Source organism: Sorangiineae bacterium MSr12523 (genome assembly GCA_037157775.1).
Taxonomy (GTDB): domain Bacteria; phylum Myxococcota_A; class Polyangia; order Polyangiales; family Polyangiaceae; genus Pendulispora; species Pendulispora brunnea.
In genome coordinates this window covers 4,510,322-4,526,662 of record CP089982.1, presented here as the reverse complement: position 1 = coordinate 4,526,662, position 16,341 = coordinate 4,510,322, and the positions used below count along the sequence as shown (strand labels likewise).

At 64.2% G+C, this 16,341-nt stretch carries 17 protein-coding genes; 2 read left to right on the top strand and 15 right to left on the bottom strand.

Features of this window, described 5'->3' with window-relative positions; genetic code table 11:
- Position 1 precedes the first annotated feature (1 nt).
- From rpsF to LZC95_17760, 15 genes are all read right to left on the bottom strand, one after another.
- Positions 2 to 568, bottom strand: coding sequence for a 30S ribosomal protein S6 (gene rpsF / locus LZC95_17830; GenBank protein WXA98679.1), 567 nt, complete (start codon positions 566 to 568; stop codon positions 2 to 4).
- 274 nt (positions 569 to 842) lie between these two features.
- Positions 843 to 1,412 (bottom strand): aminoacyl-tRNA hydrolase, encoded by a 570-nt coding sequence (gene pth, locus LZC95_17825; protein ID WXA98678.1) that lies wholly within the window; start codon positions 1,410 to 1,412, stop codon positions 843 to 845.
- 24 nt (positions 1,413 to 1,436) lie between these two features.
- Entirely contained in the window at positions 1,437 to 2,165 is a 729-nt protein-coding gene (locus LZC95_17820) for a 50S ribosomal protein L25 (GenBank protein ID WXA98677.1), read from the bottom strand.
- A gap of 132 nt (positions 2,166 to 2,297) precedes the next feature.
- Positions 2,298 to 3,242 (bottom strand): ribose-phosphate pyrophosphokinase, encoded by a 945-nt coding sequence (locus tag LZC95_17815; GenBank protein ID WXA98676.1) that lies wholly within the window; start codon positions 3,240 to 3,242, stop codon positions 2,298 to 2,300.
- Positions 3,243 to 3,303: 61 nt separating this feature from the next.
- Positions 3,304 to 4,023: an ATP-binding cassette domain-containing protein gene (locus tag LZC95_17810; GenBank protein WXA98675.1), complete on the bottom strand. Its 720-nt coding sequence runs from the start codon at positions 4,021 to 4,023 to the stop codon at positions 3,304 to 3,306.
- Entirely contained in the window at positions 4,020 to 4,673 is a 654-nt protein-coding gene (modB, locus tag LZC95_17805) for a molybdate ABC transporter permease subunit (GenBank protein ID WXA98674.1), read from the bottom strand. The genes LZC95_17810 and modB overlap by 4 nt, the downstream gene beginning before the upstream one ends.
- A gap of 24 nt (positions 4,674 to 4,697) precedes the next feature.
- A complete protein-coding gene (gene modA, locus LZC95_17800; GenBank protein ID WXA98673.1) occupies positions 4,698 to 5,597 on the bottom strand; it encodes a molybdate ABC transporter substrate-binding protein in 900 nt (299 codons plus the stop codon).
- A complete protein-coding gene (locus LZC95_17795) occupies positions 5,569 to 6,375 on the bottom strand; it encodes a hypothetical protein (GenBank protein WXA98672.1) in 807 nt (268 codons plus the stop codon). Before LZC95_17795 ends, modA begins: the two co-directional genes overlap by 29 nt.
- Positions 6,372 to 7,205 carry a hypothetical protein gene (locus LZC95_17790; GenBank protein ID WXA98671.1) on the bottom strand — a complete coding sequence of 278 codons (834 nt, stop codon included), beginning with the start codon at positions 7,203 to 7,205 and terminating at the stop codon, positions 6,372 to 6,374. Before LZC95_17790 ends, LZC95_17795 begins: the two co-directional genes overlap by 4 nt.
- The gene (locus tag LZC95_17785) at positions 7,202 to 8,341 is read right to left on the bottom strand and encodes an energy-coupling factor transporter transmembrane protein EcfT (GenBank protein WXA98670.1); all 1,140 of its coding nucleotides are present in this window, start codon (positions 8,339 to 8,341) and stop codon (positions 7,202 to 7,204) included. The genes LZC95_17790 and LZC95_17785 overlap by 4 nt, the downstream gene beginning before the upstream one ends.
- Positions 8,342 to 8,438: 97 nt before the next feature.
- Positions 8,439 to 8,957 (bottom strand): cytochrome c, encoded by a 519-nt coding sequence (locus LZC95_17780; protein ID WXA98669.1) that lies wholly within the window; start codon positions 8,955 to 8,957, stop codon positions 8,439 to 8,441.
- Between the two features lie 4 nt (positions 8,958 to 8,961).
- The gene (locus tag LZC95_17775) at positions 8,962 to 9,960 is read right to left on the bottom strand and encodes a hypothetical protein (protein WXA98668.1); all 999 of its coding nucleotides are present in this window, start codon (positions 9,958 to 9,960) and stop codon (positions 8,962 to 8,964) included.
- A 1-nt stretch (position 9,961) separates the two neighbouring features.
- On the bottom strand, positions 9,962 to 11,812 hold the full coding sequence (locus LZC95_17770) for a hypothetical protein (protein WXA98667.1): 1,851 nt from the start codon (positions 11,810 to 11,812) through the stop codon (positions 9,962 to 9,964).
- An 84-nt stretch (positions 11,813 to 11,896) separates the two neighbouring features.
- Positions 11,897 to 13,054: a hypothetical protein gene (locus LZC95_17765; protein WXA98666.1), complete on the bottom strand. Its 1,158-nt coding sequence runs from the start codon at positions 13,052 to 13,054 to the stop codon at positions 11,897 to 11,899.
- A 236-nt stretch (positions 13,055 to 13,290) separates the two neighbouring features.
- On the bottom strand, positions 13,291 to 13,581 hold the full coding sequence (locus tag LZC95_17760) for a hypothetical protein (protein WXA98665.1): 291 nt from the start codon (positions 13,579 to 13,581) through the stop codon (positions 13,291 to 13,293).
- A 66-nt stretch (positions 13,582 to 13,647) separates the two neighbouring features.
- Between LZC95_17760 and LZC95_17755 the strand changes: the two genes are divergently transcribed.
- Both LZC95_17755 and LZC95_17750 read left to right on the top strand, forming a co-directional pair.
- Positions 13,648 to 14,097, top strand: a complete 450-nt coding sequence (locus LZC95_17755; protein WXA98664.1) for a hypothetical protein — start codon at positions 13,648 to 13,650, stop codon at positions 14,095 to 14,097.
- Entirely contained in the window at positions 14,094 to 16,220 is a 2,127-nt protein-coding gene (locus tag LZC95_17750) for a TonB-dependent receptor (GenBank protein WXA98663.1), read from the top strand. Before LZC95_17755 ends, LZC95_17750 begins: the two co-directional genes overlap by 4 nt.
- Positions 16,221 to 16,341: the final 121 nt, after the last annotated feature.

Here is a 16,341-nt window from a genome sequence, read left to right as displayed (position 1 = left end):
CTCAGGCCTCCTCTCCGCCGCTGTTGCCTTCCGCCTTCGGGGTCGCCGAGCTCTCGGGAGCGGCTTCCTCATCGGCGAAATCGTCCTCACGATCGCCATCGCGATCGTCGCGGCTGTGGCGAGCATCGGGAAGGTCGACGAGGCCGAGGGCGCGCTCGCGCGATTCCTTCTCTTCTTCTTCGACGGGCAGCTCGAGGCGAGCCAGCTTCACTTCTTCCGGATCGATCGTCAGCGTGCCTTCGTCGACGTCGTCCTTCAAGAGCACCGTCTGGAACTTGAGAACCGCGTCCTGCAGCTTCAAATTGCGCTCGAGCTCGTTCACGAGTCCGCCGCGGCCCACGTACTTGACGTAAACGTAGACGCCCTTCTTGAACTTGGCGACGGGATAGGCGAGACGGCGGCGGCCCCAGGCCTCGACCTTGGTGAGCTTGCCGGCTTCGCGCGAGACGACTTCGGCGACGCGGTTTTGGACTTTTTCGGCGGTGTCGGGATCGACGTCGCCGCGAAGGATGTAGATGGTCTCGTACTCCTTCGTTTTCAGCGCTTGGGTGGTGGTGGCAAGTGCCATCGACCTCTCCTTGTGGACGTTAGGCCCCCCGAGGGGAGCAAGGGAAACCACGGAAAATCCGTGGGAGGCGGCTCTGTAGCATACAGAGGGCGCCAATGGAAGCTCGGTAAGCTCTAGAAGAAGAGAGAATTCACATGAAGGCGGGAAGGCGGGAAGGACTGCCGGCGCGCAGCAGCACAGAAGGCTTTCTTTGGTTTCCAGTCGGCTCAATGGGCCGATTGAAAAACAAAAAACCTTCCCGCCTTCCCGCCTTCATGTTCAATCCTCAGGCAGGTTAGGCGCGCTTGCCGCGGGTATTTACGGTGTTCATGGCGGCGGTCATGCCGTTCATGACGACCGAGTGCGCGGCTTTTAGCGCGGTTTCGACGACGTTGGGGAGCTCGGCGCGTTCGACGGGGTCGAAGCCGGTCAATACGTAGTCGGCCACGTCGCCGCGGAAGTCAGGTGGGGGGCGGCCGATGCCGACGCGCACGCGGACGAAGTCTGGGGTGCCCAGGCGGCCGATGATGCTGCGCAAGCCGTTGTGGCCGGCGTGGCCGCCACCGAATTTGAGGCGAACATCGCCCCAGGGCAGATCCAGCTCGTCGTGGATGACGATGATTTCGGCGGGCTCCGCCTTGAGGAAGGCCGCGCAGGGCTGAACGCTGTCGCCCGACAGGTTCATGAAGGTCTGCGGCTTGAGCAACGCGTTGTGCGTGCCCTTGGTGAAAACGCCGGAGAACTTCTCCCGCCATTCGGGGAAGCTGCCCTGCCGATGGATCTCGTCGGCCACCATGAAGCCGATGTTGTGACGCGTTTCCGCGTATTTTTTCCCCGGATTCCCGAGGCCGACGACGAGGATCACATCGAATCTGCTGGTAAAAAGGGCTTACTTCTTCTTCGCGTCTTTGGCGGGAGCAGCGGCCTTCGCGTCCTTGGCGGCCGGAGCGGCCTTGCCACCCGCGGCGGCGGCCGGGGCTGCACCAGCGGCGCCCGGGGCGGCCGCGGCAGCTTCTTCGGCGGAGCGATCCTTCTCCGGCGCGACGACCGACACGAGGGTCTGCTCGGCCGGGAGACGAACGCTCACGCCCTCGGCGAGCTGCAACTGCTGCGTCGAGATGTGGCCGTTGAGCTCGAGCGAGGTGACGTCGACCTCGATCTTGAGGGGGATGCGGTCCGGCCGGCAGCGCACGGGAAGCGTGCGGTAAACCTGGCGAAGGATGCCGCCCTTGACGACGCCTTCGGCTTTGCCGGTGGTGAAGAGCGGGATGTCCACGTCGATCTCCTCGTCGAGCTTCACCTCGACGAAGTCCACGTGCTCCAGATCACGGCGCACCGGATGGTACGAGTAGTCACGGATCATCACGAGGCGCTCGCTGCCCGCAACCTGAACGCGAATGACGGTGTTCTTCCCGTGCTCGCTCTTGAGGATGTTGATGACCTCTTTCGGGGCGACCGCAATCGGCGTCGCGGCCAGCGTCTTGCCGTAGGCCACGGCCGGAACTTGGCCGCTGCGGCGCAGGCGCTTCGCCTCTCCCTTGCCCGCTACGAGGCGTGCCGAAACGGAAAGCTGGGCGATCGCCGAGGTGGAAGAATCGGAGGTGGTGGCCGCGCTCATGATCGTACGTATCTCCCGGAATGACTCGTGTGGATGCAGCTAAGAGGCGGTGCCTTTAGCAGAAGGTGCGGAGGGCTTACAGTTAAAACGTGAAGCCCCCGACAATTTGTTCAGGTAGTTCGGTTCAGACAGTCACGCAAACAGCGAGCTGACCGAATCGGAGCTGTGGATTCGTTTGATGGCCTCGCCCAGAAGCCGGGCAATGCTGACCTGGCGAATCTTGTTGCAGGCCTTGGCCTCGTCCGACAATGGGATGGAGTCGGTCACGATGACCTCGCCGAGGGGCGATTCGCTGATGCGCTTGATGGCCGGGCCGGAGAAGACGCCGTGCGTGGCGCAGGCCACCACGCGCGTGGCGCCGTGATCGACCAAGGCGCGGGCGGCGCCGCAAAGGGTGCCCGCCGTGTCGATCATGTCGTCGATGATGATGCACTCCTTGCCCTTTACGTCGCCGATGAGGTTCATCACCTCGCTGACGTTGGCGCGCTCGCGGCGCTTGTCGACGATGGCGAGGCTGGCGTTGAGGCGCTTGGAGTAAGCGCGCGCGCGCTCGACGCCGCCCGAATCGGGCGAGACGAAGACGGCGGAGGAGTCGAACGTCTTCTTCAAGTAATCCTCGAGCATCACCGGCATCGCGTACAGGTGGTCGAAGGGAATGTTGAAGAAGCCTTGAATTTGCCCGGCGTGCAGGTCGACCGAGACGACGCGGGTGACGCCCGAGACCTGAATCAAGTCCGCAACGAGCTTGGACGTGATGGGCGTGCGCGGTGCGACTTTGCGGTCCTGCCGCCCGTAGCCGTAATACGGGATGACCGCGGTGATGGACCCGGCCGAGGCGCGACGGAGGGCGTCGCACATGATCAGGAGCTCCATCACGTTGTCGTTGACGGGGCTCGACGTTGGCTGGATGACGAAGGCGTCGACCCCGCGAACGTTCTCGTTCAGCTCGACGAACGACTCGTTGTCGCTGAACCGCGTAATGCGAACCTTCGACAGTGGCGTCTCCAAGTAGCTCGCGATGGACGTAGCGAGCTCCGGATTCGCACCCCCAGAGAAGAGACAGACCTTCTTGAACATGACCGAGCCCCGCTAGCTGCTTTGGTTTCGCCTAGGGTTAATCCCGCGAGAAGCGCGTGGTCTAGCTTCCAGGTCCGCCTGTGTCAACGGAAGGCTCATCTCGACCCCGCAAGAGTTCGTCCGGGCGGCCGTGGGCCACCAGGCTTCCGCCCTGAATGCAAAGCACCCGATCGCCCAGGAGCCGTGCTTCTTGACCATGATGGGTCACGTGCAGGAATGGTACCCCGAGCTCGGTGGCCGAAACACGGAGATCGGCACAGAGGGACTGCCTGAGTTCGCGATCCATCGCGGAGAAGGGCTCGTCGAGGAGCACAGTGCGCGGTTCCATGGCAAATGCCCTTGCCAGGGCCACGCGCTGGGCCTCCCCGCCCGAATACGTGGCCGGCCGCCGGTCGGCGAGATGCGCCACCCGAAAGCGGTCGAGGAGCTGCAAGGCCTTGCGGCGCCTTGTGTCGCGCGACAGGGCCTGGTCCATGCCGTAGGCGACGTTTCCCACCGCGCTCATGTGGGGGAACAAGGCCAGCGACTGGAAGACGAAGGCGACCCGACGCAGATGTACCGGTCGATTGATTCGTGCGCCCGCGTCGAACCAGACGTCGTCCCCCAGGGCCACGCGGCCGCGCTCGGGGCGGAGCAGCCCGGCGATGGCGGCCAGCGTGGTGCTTTTGCCGGAGCCCGAGGGGCCGAACAGGATGGTGATCCCCGGCGGGGCCTCGAAGGCCACGTCGAGGCGAAACGCGCCATGCCGAACCTCGAGGGCGACGGAAAGGGTGCCGCTCATGTGCGCCGCCGTTCTGTGAGCTTGTTGACGCTGTAGAGGACCGCAGTGGCCACCAAGGTGAGGACGATGACCAAGGAAAGCGCGTCCTCGTCGCGCTGGGCCAAGATGGCGTCGAAGATCGCGAGGGAGGCGGTTTGCGTTTCGCCGGGGATGTTGCCCGCGACCATCAAGGTGACGCCGAAATCGCCCAGGGCGCGCGCGAAGGCGAGCATGAGCGCGGCGACGATGCCCCGCGCCGCCAGCGGCAGGCGCACCGTCAGGAAGGCGCGCCACGAGGAAGCACCGAGGGTGCGGGCGGCGAAGACGAGGCGCGGGTCGACGTCTTCGAGGGCGGCGCGCCCGGACTTGATGACGATGGGGAGCGCGCCCACGGCGGCGGCGACGACGGCACCGGTCCGGGTGAAGACGATGGTCGAACCGGTGAGGGCCTCGAAGGCTTGTCCGATGGGACCGCGGCGACCGAGGAGCACGAGCAGGTAATACCCGAGCACCGTGGGCGGCATGACCATGGGGACGGTGACGAGCACGTCGAGCAGGGCGCGGCCTGGGAAGCGCTTCGTCGCGAGGAGCGTCGCCATCGCGAGGCCCACCACCGCCGCCAGAAGCGTCGACGCGGTGGCTACGAGCAGCGACAGTGCGAGCGGGCTCACTTACCGGCTATCTACCATGCGCTATCATGGTGCGGGCGATTCTCCGGGGAGGAGGAAACCGTAGCGCTTCATGATGGCGCGCCCCTCCTCCGAGCCAACGTAGTCGGCGAAGCCGCTGGCGTGCTTGCGCGGCCGCCCCTCCTCGCGCGAGCCGCCTTTGCAGACGACCAGCTTTTGATCGAGTGGTGCATGCAGCCCGGGATCGATGGGCACGTACGCGCCTCCCTCGGCGCCCATCGCGAGGGAGAGCGCGACGATGGCGACATCGGCATTGCCGCTTTGGGCAAACTGGAAGGTCTGCTGGATGTTCTCGCCGTAGACCACCTTTTTGGAGACGGCCTCCCAAGCGCCAATCGACGCAAGTGCCTCTTTGGCGGCGCGGCCGTAGGGGGCATGCTCGGGGTTCGCGATGGCAATCTTGGTGAAGCGGCGCTCCTTGAGCTCCGCCAGGGTCTTCGGCGGGGCCACCGTCCCCTTCTTCGTCCAGACCACGATGCGACCGCGCGCGTAGATCGCCTGCCCTTCCTGGAAGCACGCGCCGCTCCTCACCGCTTCGTCGGCGAAGGCCTGGTTGGCCGCCGCGAACACGTCGAAGGGCGCCCCTTCGGCAATTTGCTTGGCCAAAAGGCCCGACGATCCAAACGAGAACACGACCTTCTTGCCGCTCTTCGCCTCATAGGCCCTGCCGACCTCCTCGAAGGCCTTGGCCAGGTCCGATGCGGCGGCGACCTTCAGCGGGCGTTCGTTTCCATGGTGCTCCTCCTCGCTTGCCTGGGCGGCAGACGATGCAGATGCAGACGCGGAGGCCGTCGATTGCTGCTTGGACGCATCTTGTTTGCCTTGGCAACCGACGCCAACGAGTGCGCCGCCCATCACGGCCAACAAGAGTGGCGCATCAATCTTTGTAAATGATCGTGCCGACATTTTCTCCCTCGAGGGCGCGGGTCACCATACCCGGTTCGAGGCCGTTGATGATTTGGAGTTCGTGGCAAAACCGGGCGCGGGTCAAATATTCGATGACCACGCGCTCGAGGACCAGATCCGCGAGATCGCGCTTGATCAGCTCGCGGGCGCCGATACTTGGGATACGGGCGGCGTTGGGGTTCTTTTTGGGGTCATCCGTGAAGAGGCCGTCTTCGTCTTTGATGAAGATGGCGCGCTTGACGCCGAGTACTTCGGCGGAAAGGAAGACGCCGGCGTCGGTGCGGTGTTGGGGAATGCGGCCGTTCTCGGTGGGCTTTTCCCAATAGCCGAAGGGGGGCATGCCCGTCATGATGGGGATGCAACCGAGTCGAAAGTAGAGGGGCAGCTTCTCGAAGTCATCGTGCAGGATGAAGATGCCACCATGCCGCGCGAGGAGCATTTGCAACATGCGCGCATTCTGGCGCGGAACGTAGCCACCGAGCGCGGCAAGAAGGCCCGTGGGCAGCTCGAGATCGGAGGCCACGGCGTAGATGTGGCGCGCCCGCGTGCCGCCGCCGCAGCAGAGGAGAAGCTTGTGGCGATCTTTGGCCGCGGCGAGTTCATCCAGGATGGGAAAGAGCGCCGTTCGTCCCCGGTCCATGATGGATTGACCACCGACCTTGAGGACCTTGACGTCCGGCATGAGCGCCACCGGATCGTACGAGAGCGACGGCGCCTCGGTTTGCGTGAGGGGGGAGTTCGCGAGCGGCGAGTCGATGGTGCGTCGTTCGAGGCTCATTTTTCGATCACCGTTCCACAAGGTTCGCCGGCGAGTGCGCGCGTGAGCTCCCCGCGCCGGAGGCCATTGACGATTTGCACTTTGCGCACGTGTCGTGCGGTGCGCCACGCTTCGAAGAGCTGGCGATCCAAAATGAGCTCCTGGGGCATGTTCGCCAGGAGCTCGTCCAATTTGATGTGGCGGATGAAGCGGGCGTTCTCGTGCGACTTGGGGTCGGCGTCGTAGAGGCCATCTTCGTCTTTGACGAAGATGATGCGCTCCATGCCCAGCACCTCGGCGTGGATGAAGAGGCCGAAGTCCGAGCCATGCGCCGGGAGCGGGCCGTTCTCCGGCGGGGGCTCCCAAAAGTGGTACGGCGGGATGGAGATGACGATGGGGAGCATGCCGCCCTCGAGGTAGAGGGGTAGCTCCCAAAAGTGTTCGCGCTGCATGACGATGGAGCCATGTTTGGCGAGAAGCGCATTCAGGAAGACGGCGTTGGCCTCCTCCATGGCGCCCACCAACTGCGCGATACCTCCGGTGGGCAGGCCGAGGTCGAGCGCGATGGCCACCGTATGCCGCACGCGGGTGCCACCGCCCACACCGAGGACGAGTTTGTGATGCTGGCGGATGGCGGCGAGCTCGTTCGCGAGCGGGACGAGGGCCTCCTTGCCGCGATCGAAGATGGAGTGACCGCCCAGTCCGACCAAGGTGACGTCGGGCAAGATTCGGAATTCTTGCTCGGAGGCCGTGGTGGCGACGGTGCGGCGATCGACGAGCGATTCGCGCATCAATTTGGACGCGATATGGGTGCGGCCGTCGCCGGTCACCAGGTTTTTCAACGCTTTCATGAGAAGCCCTCCAGGGCGTTCACGAGGTGGTAGCTCACGTAACCCGAGAGAATGCCGAATCCGGTGTGGATGGCGAATCCGGGTACAAGCATCGCATAAGCCACCGCCGGTGCCTGCACGGCGAGGGTGACGCAAAAGATGGTCGCAAATCGACCCGCACCAATGACCCCGCCCAAGGCGGACCATACGAAGCGACCGGGAGACGCCATGCGCATCACCCAGGGCACGAGCAGATCGCAAAGGATGCCCGGGGTGACGTGCTTGACGATCTCGAAGATGCCATAGCGTCCGTCGCCCAAGAGGAAGGCGACGGTTCCCATGGTGAGGCCCGTCATCGTCGCACCGAAGCGCGATGTCGAGAGCACGGTGGCTGCGATGTAGAGCGGCGTGAGGATGACCAACTTATGGCCGGGCGCAAAGGGAATGCTGGGCAGAATTTTCAGCGCCTTCACCCCCAACATGGTGAGCGCCATGCCCGCGATCACGGCGACATCGCGCTGCCCGGGTGCGTGCTCCTCGACGCGCCGGATCTGCCGCTCGATGCGATGGGCAATCGGCCCTACCTCGCCGCGCCCAATACTCCGCACGGTGTCCAAGAAGCCGCGCCACCCCGTGCCCGTGCCCGTGCCCGTGCCCGTGCCCCTACCCCGTCCTCCGCCTCCCCCACCACCTCCGCCGCCGCCCCCGCCCTGCCCCAGCAGCGCAAGCACCGCATCGATGGACGCGGCAATCGTCTTTTTCACCCCGAGCTTGCCCAACCCCGCGGCAATCGCACGCCCATCCCCGGCGCGCGCCACCTGCGAGGCGAGGATCACGCTCACGACGCGCAGAAGCATCGCGGCGCCGACGAGAACACCGCCCACGTTGACCGCAAGCGAATGCCCCAGCACCGGCACATGCTTCCACGCGTCGGTCGCGGGATCGTCCGACGTGAGCGCGTACGACACGAGAATGAACAACGCAAAACCCCAGAGCTTCGTCACCTGCCGCACGAGCCTTTGAGGCGGCAGGCCGACGACGAGCCACAGCGCGGCCTGTGACCCTGCAAGAGCCACCAGCCACGCGAGGCCCTTCACCGCGAAGGCCCCCACGGCGATCGCGACGAGGTACAGAACGCGCAGCCTTGGATCAATCACGCGCGACGCCTTGCTCGAGTCGGCCGGTTCCATACGGACGACATCATGATGGAGCAGTTTTCGTTCCGCTGCCTGCGCAATCGTCGGGCCGAGCTATTCACCCCGTCTTGCGCTTGAGCGGCGGACATACGCTACCCGGTACCGTCTTTTTGACGGGCGGAAGCTTTCTCAGGTACGCGATGATGGCGTCGAGCTGCTCGTCGGTCAAATAGTCGTAGTGATCCATCTGCGGGCACAGATTCGAGCTGTCCCAACGGATGCCATTGCGGATGGCCAATCGAAGTTGACCATCGGTCCAATTGCCCAGCCCCGTGTCGGGATCGGGCGTGAGGTTCGGCGCGAAAAGCTCGATGTCGGGCGGATAGCCCAGGTTGCCCAACACGGCCATCCGCCCGGCCAGCGGGCTATCGCCTTCATTGTGGCAATTGCCGCAGCCCAATTGGTTGATCAGCGTCGCGCCCGGTGTCCCATCCTCGGGCACCTTGGCCAGCGGATCCTTCGCCGAGATGTCCGGGCGCACGGGCGCGCCCGAACCGTCGTCTTTCTTTCCGCAGCCCAGGGCCGACAGCCCCAGGCATGCGCATGCCAGCAGTACGATCGCCGGTGTGTTGCTCATGGCTTCACCGCGCGTCCGCGCCTGCGTCCGCGGGGCCTGGGGTTGCCTGCCCGCAGCTGCCCGCCTTGTACTTCGCGATGGCGTCGTTCACGAACGCATCGAGCGCCGTCTTCATCTCCGGCTTGAGCGTGAACAGCGGGTGCGAGTACGGCTTGTCCTTGGCCGTGGCATCCGCCTTGGCTTGGATCGCGTTCGACGCCACGGGCTCGGTCCCGTTCAAGCCGAGGTACTTGACGATGTACTTCACCGACTTGGTCTCCTGGAACGTCGATTTGTCCAGGTTGCTGCCCGCCGCCATGTAGAAGCCGCCGTCCCCGCCCGTGTGGCAGGTGCGGCATTTGGCCTGATCGCAACCGGTGCAGTTGTTCGCGTTCTCGCCCCGCCGCCGGGTGGTGACCAGGTTTTGAAAGCCGATGGCGTTGAACTTCGACTCGTCCAGGCAGCCGCCCATTTTCTCGAGGATGTTCTCCGGCGCCTGCTGACCGCCGCGATCCGTGGCCTCTTGGGTGAGCCACTCTTGGATGGCCTGGGCCTGGGTCGCATCGAGCGCGGGGGCCGCTCCGGAGGCGTGCGACCCCTTGGTGAGAAAGAGGCTATTGGGCACGATGAGTCCGCGCGCATCGAGCCCCTGGTACGAGGTGTTCGCGTCCGTGGTCAGGAACTTCGGCGCACCCGCGGTGCCGTTCGCGTGGCACTCCACGCAACGGCCAATCTTCGGGTACACGTTGGCGTTGAAGGCCTTGTGGCCGAGCGACTCGATGCTTCCCGGTCCGCTCGGGGGCGGGGGCGGCTGGTTCGGGATGCCGCCTCCACCTCCTCCACCGCCGCCGCCATTACCACCCCCGGCGCCGGCGCCATTTCCGCCGCCGTTGCCGTTTCCATTGCCGTTTCCGTCGCCATCGCCGCTGGGGATCTCGAGGCTGCCCTGCGGACCTTGCGAGCATGCGGCGGCGAGTACGGCGGCCGCCAACGCCGAAATCCAAACCAAGTGTTTCGTGGTCATCTCACGACTCCTTCCGGCGGCGGATGACCAACAGCGCACCCACCATGCCGAGGGCGAGCGCTCCGAATCCCGCGGGCATCGTCGTGGTGGCACCCACCGAGCAACCGCCCGCACCGGCGTTCAAGTCGCCGCCGTTTTCGTCGGTGCCATTGCCGAAGGGATCCGGCTCGGGCGTACCGGGGTTGTCCACGCTCGAGGGCGGAACCGCCACCGTGGGCGAAGGCCCATTCTGAATGTCCTTGGTCAGGGTGACGGGCCCGGAGACCACCTTCAACGTGGGCGACCAGGTCGTCGGCACCAGCGAAAGGAACAAGCTATCGCGATTGGACGCGGTCATGTCCTTCAAACCGGGAACGGCGGCCACGGTGAAGGTGGCAACCTCCGGCATGAAGCCATTGGGCTTTCCGAAGCCCGGATTTTTCAATCCGCCAATGCCGTTGATGAAGCCCGCGCCCTGATCCTGCGGGTTGCGCTTGCCGCGGGCAGGAAGGTTCGCCACGTCGGACATGATGGAGACCTCGGACAACTTCGCGGGGTCGATGGCCCCGATTTTCCCGGTCGCCGGGTCGATGGGAATCGTCTGCATCAGGCCCTTGCCCGTGCCGGTCGACGAGCCGGCCATCACCGCCACCGCGGGCTGCCCCGCCCCGCCACCGTAGAGCGATCCGAAGGCGTGTGCGTGACGCTGGTACGGTGCAACGCGCTCCTTTTCATCGAGCTTCTGGAACTCGCCGCCGGCCGCCGGCACCTTCAAGGTCGTCAGCATCGACAGGTTCTCGCCGCCGGTGTGGCCGTTGCCCTTCACCCGGTTCTTTCGTGCATTGGCGCTTTGCTGCCACTGGATGGCCACCACGTCATCGCTGATGAACGCCACCGACGGTTGCACGGCGTAGCGGTTGGCCCGCCGATCCGACTTGGCAATGAGCGTGCTGGCCACGGCCTCTCCCTTGTCCGGATCGAAGAGCACGGCACGCACTCCGATGTCCGCGGGTTGGCTATTGGCCTCGACCGAGGTGATGACGCGCGTGCGGCGGCCCACCGTGGCGCCGGGCGGCTCGCATTCCACTTGCGGGCGGCAATGCTGCGCGTCCTCCACGATGCGCTTGAAGACGGGCACCGTGACCTTGGCGGCGCCGTCCTCCTGCATCTTGACGTCGACGCGCATCGCATACGCATTCTGGTTCTGGCGCTGCACGCCCACCAGGAAGGACTCGCCACCGTCGGCGTTCTTGCCGAGCGGGCAAACGCTGTGCGGGCCATACTGCTGCGCGTCGTTCTTGCCGGAGAGCTGAATGAGGTTGGCCGGCTTTTCGCCGCCTTTGTCGCCGGGGATGACGCGGCCTTTGTTGGTGATGTTCAGCATGTTGCCTTTGCGGTCGAACACCCAGGCCACCGCCTGCGGGTTCGTCGGCACCACGCCGTTGTCCTCGGAGGCGAAAATGCTGATCATGAAGTTCTCGCCCAGGGCGGCGACCGGCCGCATGTACGTGCGCTCGCCATTCAGTGCGGGCAGGTCGGTCGGCTGCTTGGTCACCTGAAGGCCGCTTTCGGTGAGCTGGGCCAGGGCGAACGAGCCTTGCACGCCGGGCCGGCCGTCGCTGTTCACGGAGTTGGTCCAGGTCATGAAAATGTTGCCATTGGCGTCGGCCGCGGCGCTCGTGTCCATGACGCCGGCGCCGGTCTGCTTTCCGACCGGCTTGTTCGCCGGGCCATTCGGCGATTCTTTGATGAGCATCGTGGCCGGTCGCAAAAGAACGGCGGGAGCCGGTTGATCGGCTGCTGCGGTTCCTGCGGCACCTGCCGCCAATGCGAATACGACGCCTGCACCAACCCGTGAGCTCTTGAACGACATTTCAGCCTCCTCGCAGATCGATCTGCACCCCAATGCGGGATTCCGGTATTTTGTATTCGCGACCCGCCGTCCGGGCGGGCCGCGTCAGTTTTCGCGATCGTCTCGACGCGATTCGCGCGCCGCCACGGTGCCGTCTTGTGGCTCCGGGGATTCATCGACAATGGGCAATAACTCGTGCGCACTTGCAGGCGTGTTCTTGTGAATATGCACCGCAGTTACCGTCGTATCGTGCGCCGTAACGGGGTCATCTCCCTCGACGGCTTTGGCCTGCACCTCGGCGGGAACGTGAACGCTCACGCGCCCGTGTTGGTGTTTCGGCAAGGTAAAGACGAGCTCTTTCTCGTGTTTCATCCAAGCGGCGCCGCCGGTGCGGGCGATGACGTCGTCGCCCGACACGAGCTCGATGGCCCGTGCCGAAGCGACGTCCGCACCGAGCGACGTCATGAATTTCGTCAGGGAAAATGTATGTTCGCCCGCCTCGTTGTTGCCGACGACCATCGACTCGGGGATCTGCCGTCGTTTGACGTACCCCGCGAGGCGGCCATCGATGTATACGCGCGTTCCCTTGGCGCGCTCGCCGGTCGAATACGGATCATCTGCGGCGCACACTTCGTCGGCCGGCCTGCGGTCGGCGCCATCGAGTTTCACCCCCGCGCTCAAATGGCAACTGTACCGCGGGTCGATCGCGGGGCTCGGCTTGTCGACGTAAACGGAGACGGAGCGAATTTCATGAACGACGCTCAGGTTTTTGAGCCCGGTGGTCGCCCAACGCGTTTTGGCATTGCCCGTGGTTTCGCCGAGAAAGTCGAAAATGAAGCGGCCCTTGTCCGCTCGCAGTTCGTCGCCCTCGATGCTGGCCACGCGGTTCTGATTGCCCAATACGTGAACGGATCGAATGCGCTCGACGGGAATGCCAATCTCTTTGAGGTATTCGTCCAATCGGTAAAACCGCGCCCCACCTTTGGGGTGCTCGGGCGATGTGTGAGGTTTCACCGTAGAGGGCAATTCGCCGTAACGAAGGACGGCCATTTGCTTTCCGTCGACCCAAACGGGAATATCGACGTTTTGCATTTTGCGCGAGCCATGCTGCGTGGCCGGCGGCGTTTCGGCCGTTGGCGCATCGGCGCCCGCTGCGACGGCGATCGGCTTCGGTTTGGTCACCGTGAAGCTCGATCGCTTGCCGCAGCCTGCGAGTGCCAAAGCACTCGCTGCACAAGCCCAGATCACGGTATTCCGATCCATGATTCGTGGCGTTTGCACGGGATGTACCACGGTTGTTACACGGCGTGTGTCACGCAAATTCGTAGGCATTCGTCGCTGTGTGTAATCTTGCGCGACCTCCCCAGGAGCCAGCCGTCGCGCGAATCCGTGGAACATCGATGTAACAAGATCCAGATCCTGGTTCCTCGAGCCCCCAGGTGAACGCATCCGTAATTCACACGGATGGAGCCTGGGAGATCCAGTGAGTCGGCGATGGCTCAGGGCACCGAGCACAGATTGTTGCCGCCGCATTTCTTGGTTTGCGGACAATCGGTTTCTTGGGTGGCCGTGGTGCAGTTGCGCGTGCAGCGCAAACCGCCCTTCCTTGGGAAGTCATGGCAAACATAGGTGGCGGGGCAATCGCCCGGATCCCCTGCTTGCGTGCACGATTGTCCAAACGCGTCGCCACCCGCGTTGACGGGCGCGGAGGTGGAGGCTCCATCGTCGGTGCTGCTGCAGGCCAGGAGACAAACGGCCATGATCAGCGCAGAGAGAATTCGTTTTTTCATGGCCGCGCTCGAAGCAAGAAGGCGTCCAGATGATGAGGCGCGCTTTTTGAAGTAACAATACGAGATATGCGACGGATCGATGCGATGGCGTGGGCGGCGGGAGCGCTTGTCTCGTGGTTCTCGTGGTTCGCGTGCGCCTCGTGCACGAGCCACGATGAGCGCACCTGCTACCGAGGCGAATACCGCGCATGCGCCTGCGGCAAGGACCGAAGCGGTTTGGCGGCGTGCCTCGATACCGAGAATGATTATGGCGCCTGCGATTGCAGTGGCGCCATTCCCGGACTCGAGCTCGACGGCGGCGTGGGAGATGGGGGCCTAGAAACCGACGCCGGACACGAAGCAGGCGCCAAGTTGCCATTTCTGCAACCGTGCGACGTGAACGAACAATGCGAAACGGGCCTCTGCTTTCCTTTCAACGCCAAAGGGCCTCATTGCAGCAAGTCGTGCAAAAGCGATGGGGACTGCCCCGTCCCCTCACCTGGGTGCAACAACATGCATGTCTGCAAGGTACCGTGAGACGCGCGTTTTATTTTGGGTGCGCGCTGCTCGTACCGACAGCCGCCCTGGCACAAAGCGCCCAACCGAAGAAGGACGATGTGCCGGAGGTGCGGGTCATTGGCGACAAAGCCGATTCGCTGCAAAAGATCCCTGGCTCCGGTCATTTGGTGACGCAGACCGACCTCGATCGCGCGCAGCCGTACGACGTGGCGGAGATGCTGCAGCGTGTTCCTGGTCTGACCGCACGGCAGGACTACGGCGGCGGACTGCGCCTCGACATCGGGTTGCGCGGTCTGGATCCCGGGCGGAGCCGGCGCGTATTGATTCTCGAAGATGGGATTCCCGTCGCCATCAATCCGTATGCAGAGCCCGATCTCTATTATTCGCCACCCATCGAGCGCATGCGCGGGATGGAGGTGGTCAAAGGCAGTGGCAGCATCCTCTTCGGGCCGCAGACCGTGGGCGGGGTCATCAACTTTCTCACGGCGATGCCGCCCGACAAGCCGCACGCGGTGGTGGACGCCGAGGGCGGCAGCTTCGGTTATCGCCGCGGCATGCTGAGCTGGGGCGACTCCATGGGCCCGACCCGGTACATCGTCCAGGGCTTCTATAAAGAGGGAGATGGGTTGCGCGCCCAAGCCTTCAAGTCGGTAGACGTCTTCGGCAAGGTGATATTTCAAACATCGCCGAATGGACAGGCCACTTTGAAAATCGGTTTGCACGACGATCGCGCCGACTCGGACGATGTGGGGCTCACCCGGGCGATGTTCCAGATGGATCCGCGGCGCACGACATTGGCGCCGTATGACCATCTCGGTTTACGTCGTTACGATGTATCTTTGACCCACGAGCAGCGGTTCTCCAAAGATACGAAGTTGAAAACATTGGTGTACGCGTACACCACGTCGCGCCTTTGGCGGCGGCAGGATTATGCGCGCTCGCCGCAGGCCGGGGTGGCCTACGACCATATCGTGGGCGATGTGACGGTGCCGGGCGGCGCCATTTATTTCAAACGGACGAATACGATTTTGGATCGGAGCTACGATGTGGCCGGCGTCGAGCCGAGGCTCGAGCACCGCGTTCGCACCGGGCCCGTGGCGCACACGTTCGATGTGGGCGCGCGCCTGCTGTTCGAGCGGGCGCATTACCAGCAGCGCGCGGGCGAGTTTCCCACCTCGGAGGCCGGGGCGCTGATGCTGGAGGAGTTTCACTCGACGGGGGCGCTGGCCGCGTACCTGCAAGATCGGCTGGCCTTTCGCGACGATCTTTTGGTCACGCCGGGGATTCGGGTCGAACATGCCGCGTTCACGCGAAGGACCACGCGTCAGAGCACCGATCGCGACGTGCAGGGCGACAGCCGCACGACGGCGGTGGTGCCCGGGATTGGGATGATTTACGGCTCCCGGCAGGCGCACGCCTTTGGGGGCCTGCACGTGGGCTTCGCGCCACCGCGGGTCACGAGTTCGATCAGCCCCAAGGGGGAAGACTTGCAACTCGATTCGGAGCGCAGCATCAATTACGAAGCGGGCGCGCGCTTTGCCGATAAATCTCGAAATAGATTCGAGGTAACGGGGTTCTTGTCGAATTTTCAGAATCAGTTGATTTCGTCGAGCGAGGGCGGCGTCACCGAGTTGATCAACGGAGGAACCACGCGTCACCTCGGGGTCGAGGCGGTCGGTTCGCTGGCGATGGGGAAGACGATGAAGCTTCCCATCGAGCTGGACTTGGGTGCAAGGTACACGCTTGCGCGTGCGACCTTCGTGGGCGGGGCGTACGACGGGAATTACCTTCCCTATGCGCCATTGCATACGTTCTCGGCGAACCTGGACGTGGGTTACGCCGGGGTGATGGCCGAGGCGGCATACAACTACGTCGATGGCATGTACACCGATCCCGCGAACACGGTGCCGGAGGACATCACGGGCCGCACGGGGCGCATTCCCGGAGCCCATCGCGTCGACTTCGCGGTGCGCTACAAGCACGTCGCCACGGGCCTATCGGTGCGCTTTCTGGTAAAAAACGCGCTCGACGACGTGCACATCATCGCCCGCCGCCCCGAGGGCATCTTCGCAGGGGGCTTCCGTCAATTCATCCTAGGCATCCGCTGGGACTACGACGGCACTCGCCCCACGGACGAGTGAGAGAATTCACAGGGAGGCGGGGAGGCGGGGAGTTTTTTTGTTTCAATCGGCTCAATGAGCCCACTGGAAACCCCAAAAAAGAGTTCCGCGCTGTCCGTGCCGTAAGTCCTCCCCGCCTCCC

Coding starts and splice junctions, on each gene's coding strand:
- rpsF (WXA98679.1), bottom strand. CDS start 568: ATGGCACTTGCCACCACCACCCAAGCGCTGAAAACGAAGGAGTACGAG.
- LZC95_17820 (WXA98677.1), bottom strand. CDS start 2,165: ATGAGCGCGGCCACCACCTCCGATTCTTCCACCTCGGCGATCGCCCAG.
- LZC95_17815 (WXA98676.1), bottom strand. CDS start 3,242: ATGTTCAAGAAGGTCTGTCTCTTCTCTGGGGGTGCGAATCCGGAGCTC.
- LZC95_17810 (WXA98675.1), bottom strand. CDS start 4,023: ATGAGCGGCACCCTTTCCGTCGCCCTCGAGGTTCGGCATGGCGCGTTT.
- modA (WXA98673.1), bottom strand. CDS start 5,597: ATGTCGGCACGATCATTTACAAAGATTGATGCGCCACTCTTGTTGGCC.
- LZC95_17795 (WXA98672.1), bottom strand. CDS start 6,375: ATGAGCCTCGAACGACGCACCATCGACTCGCCGCTCGCGAACTCCCCC.
- LZC95_17790 (WXA98671.1), bottom strand. CDS start 7,205: ATGAAAGCGTTGAAAAACCTGGTGACCGGCGACGGCCGCACCCATATC.
- LZC95_17780 (WXA98669.1), bottom strand. CDS start 8,957: ATGAGCAACACACCGGCGATCGTACTGCTGGCATGCGCATGCCTGGGG.
- LZC95_17775 (WXA98668.1), bottom strand. CDS start 9,960: ATGACCACGAAACACTTGGTTTGGATTTCGGCGTTGGCGGCCGCCGTA.
- LZC95_17770 (WXA98667.1), bottom strand. CDS start 11,812: ATGTCGTTCAAGAGCTCACGGGTTGGTGCAGGCGTCGTATTCGCATTG.
- LZC95_17765 (WXA98666.1), bottom strand. CDS start 13,054: ATGGATCGGAATACCGTGATCTGGGCTTGTGCAGCGAGTGCTTTGGCA.
- LZC95_17760 (WXA98665.1), bottom strand. CDS start 13,581: ATGAAAAAACGAATTCTCTCTGCGCTGATCATGGCCGTTTGTCTCCTG.
- LZC95_17755 (WXA98664.1), top strand. CDS start 13,648: ATGCGACGGATCGATGCGATGGCGTGGGCGGCGGGAGCGCTTGTCTCG.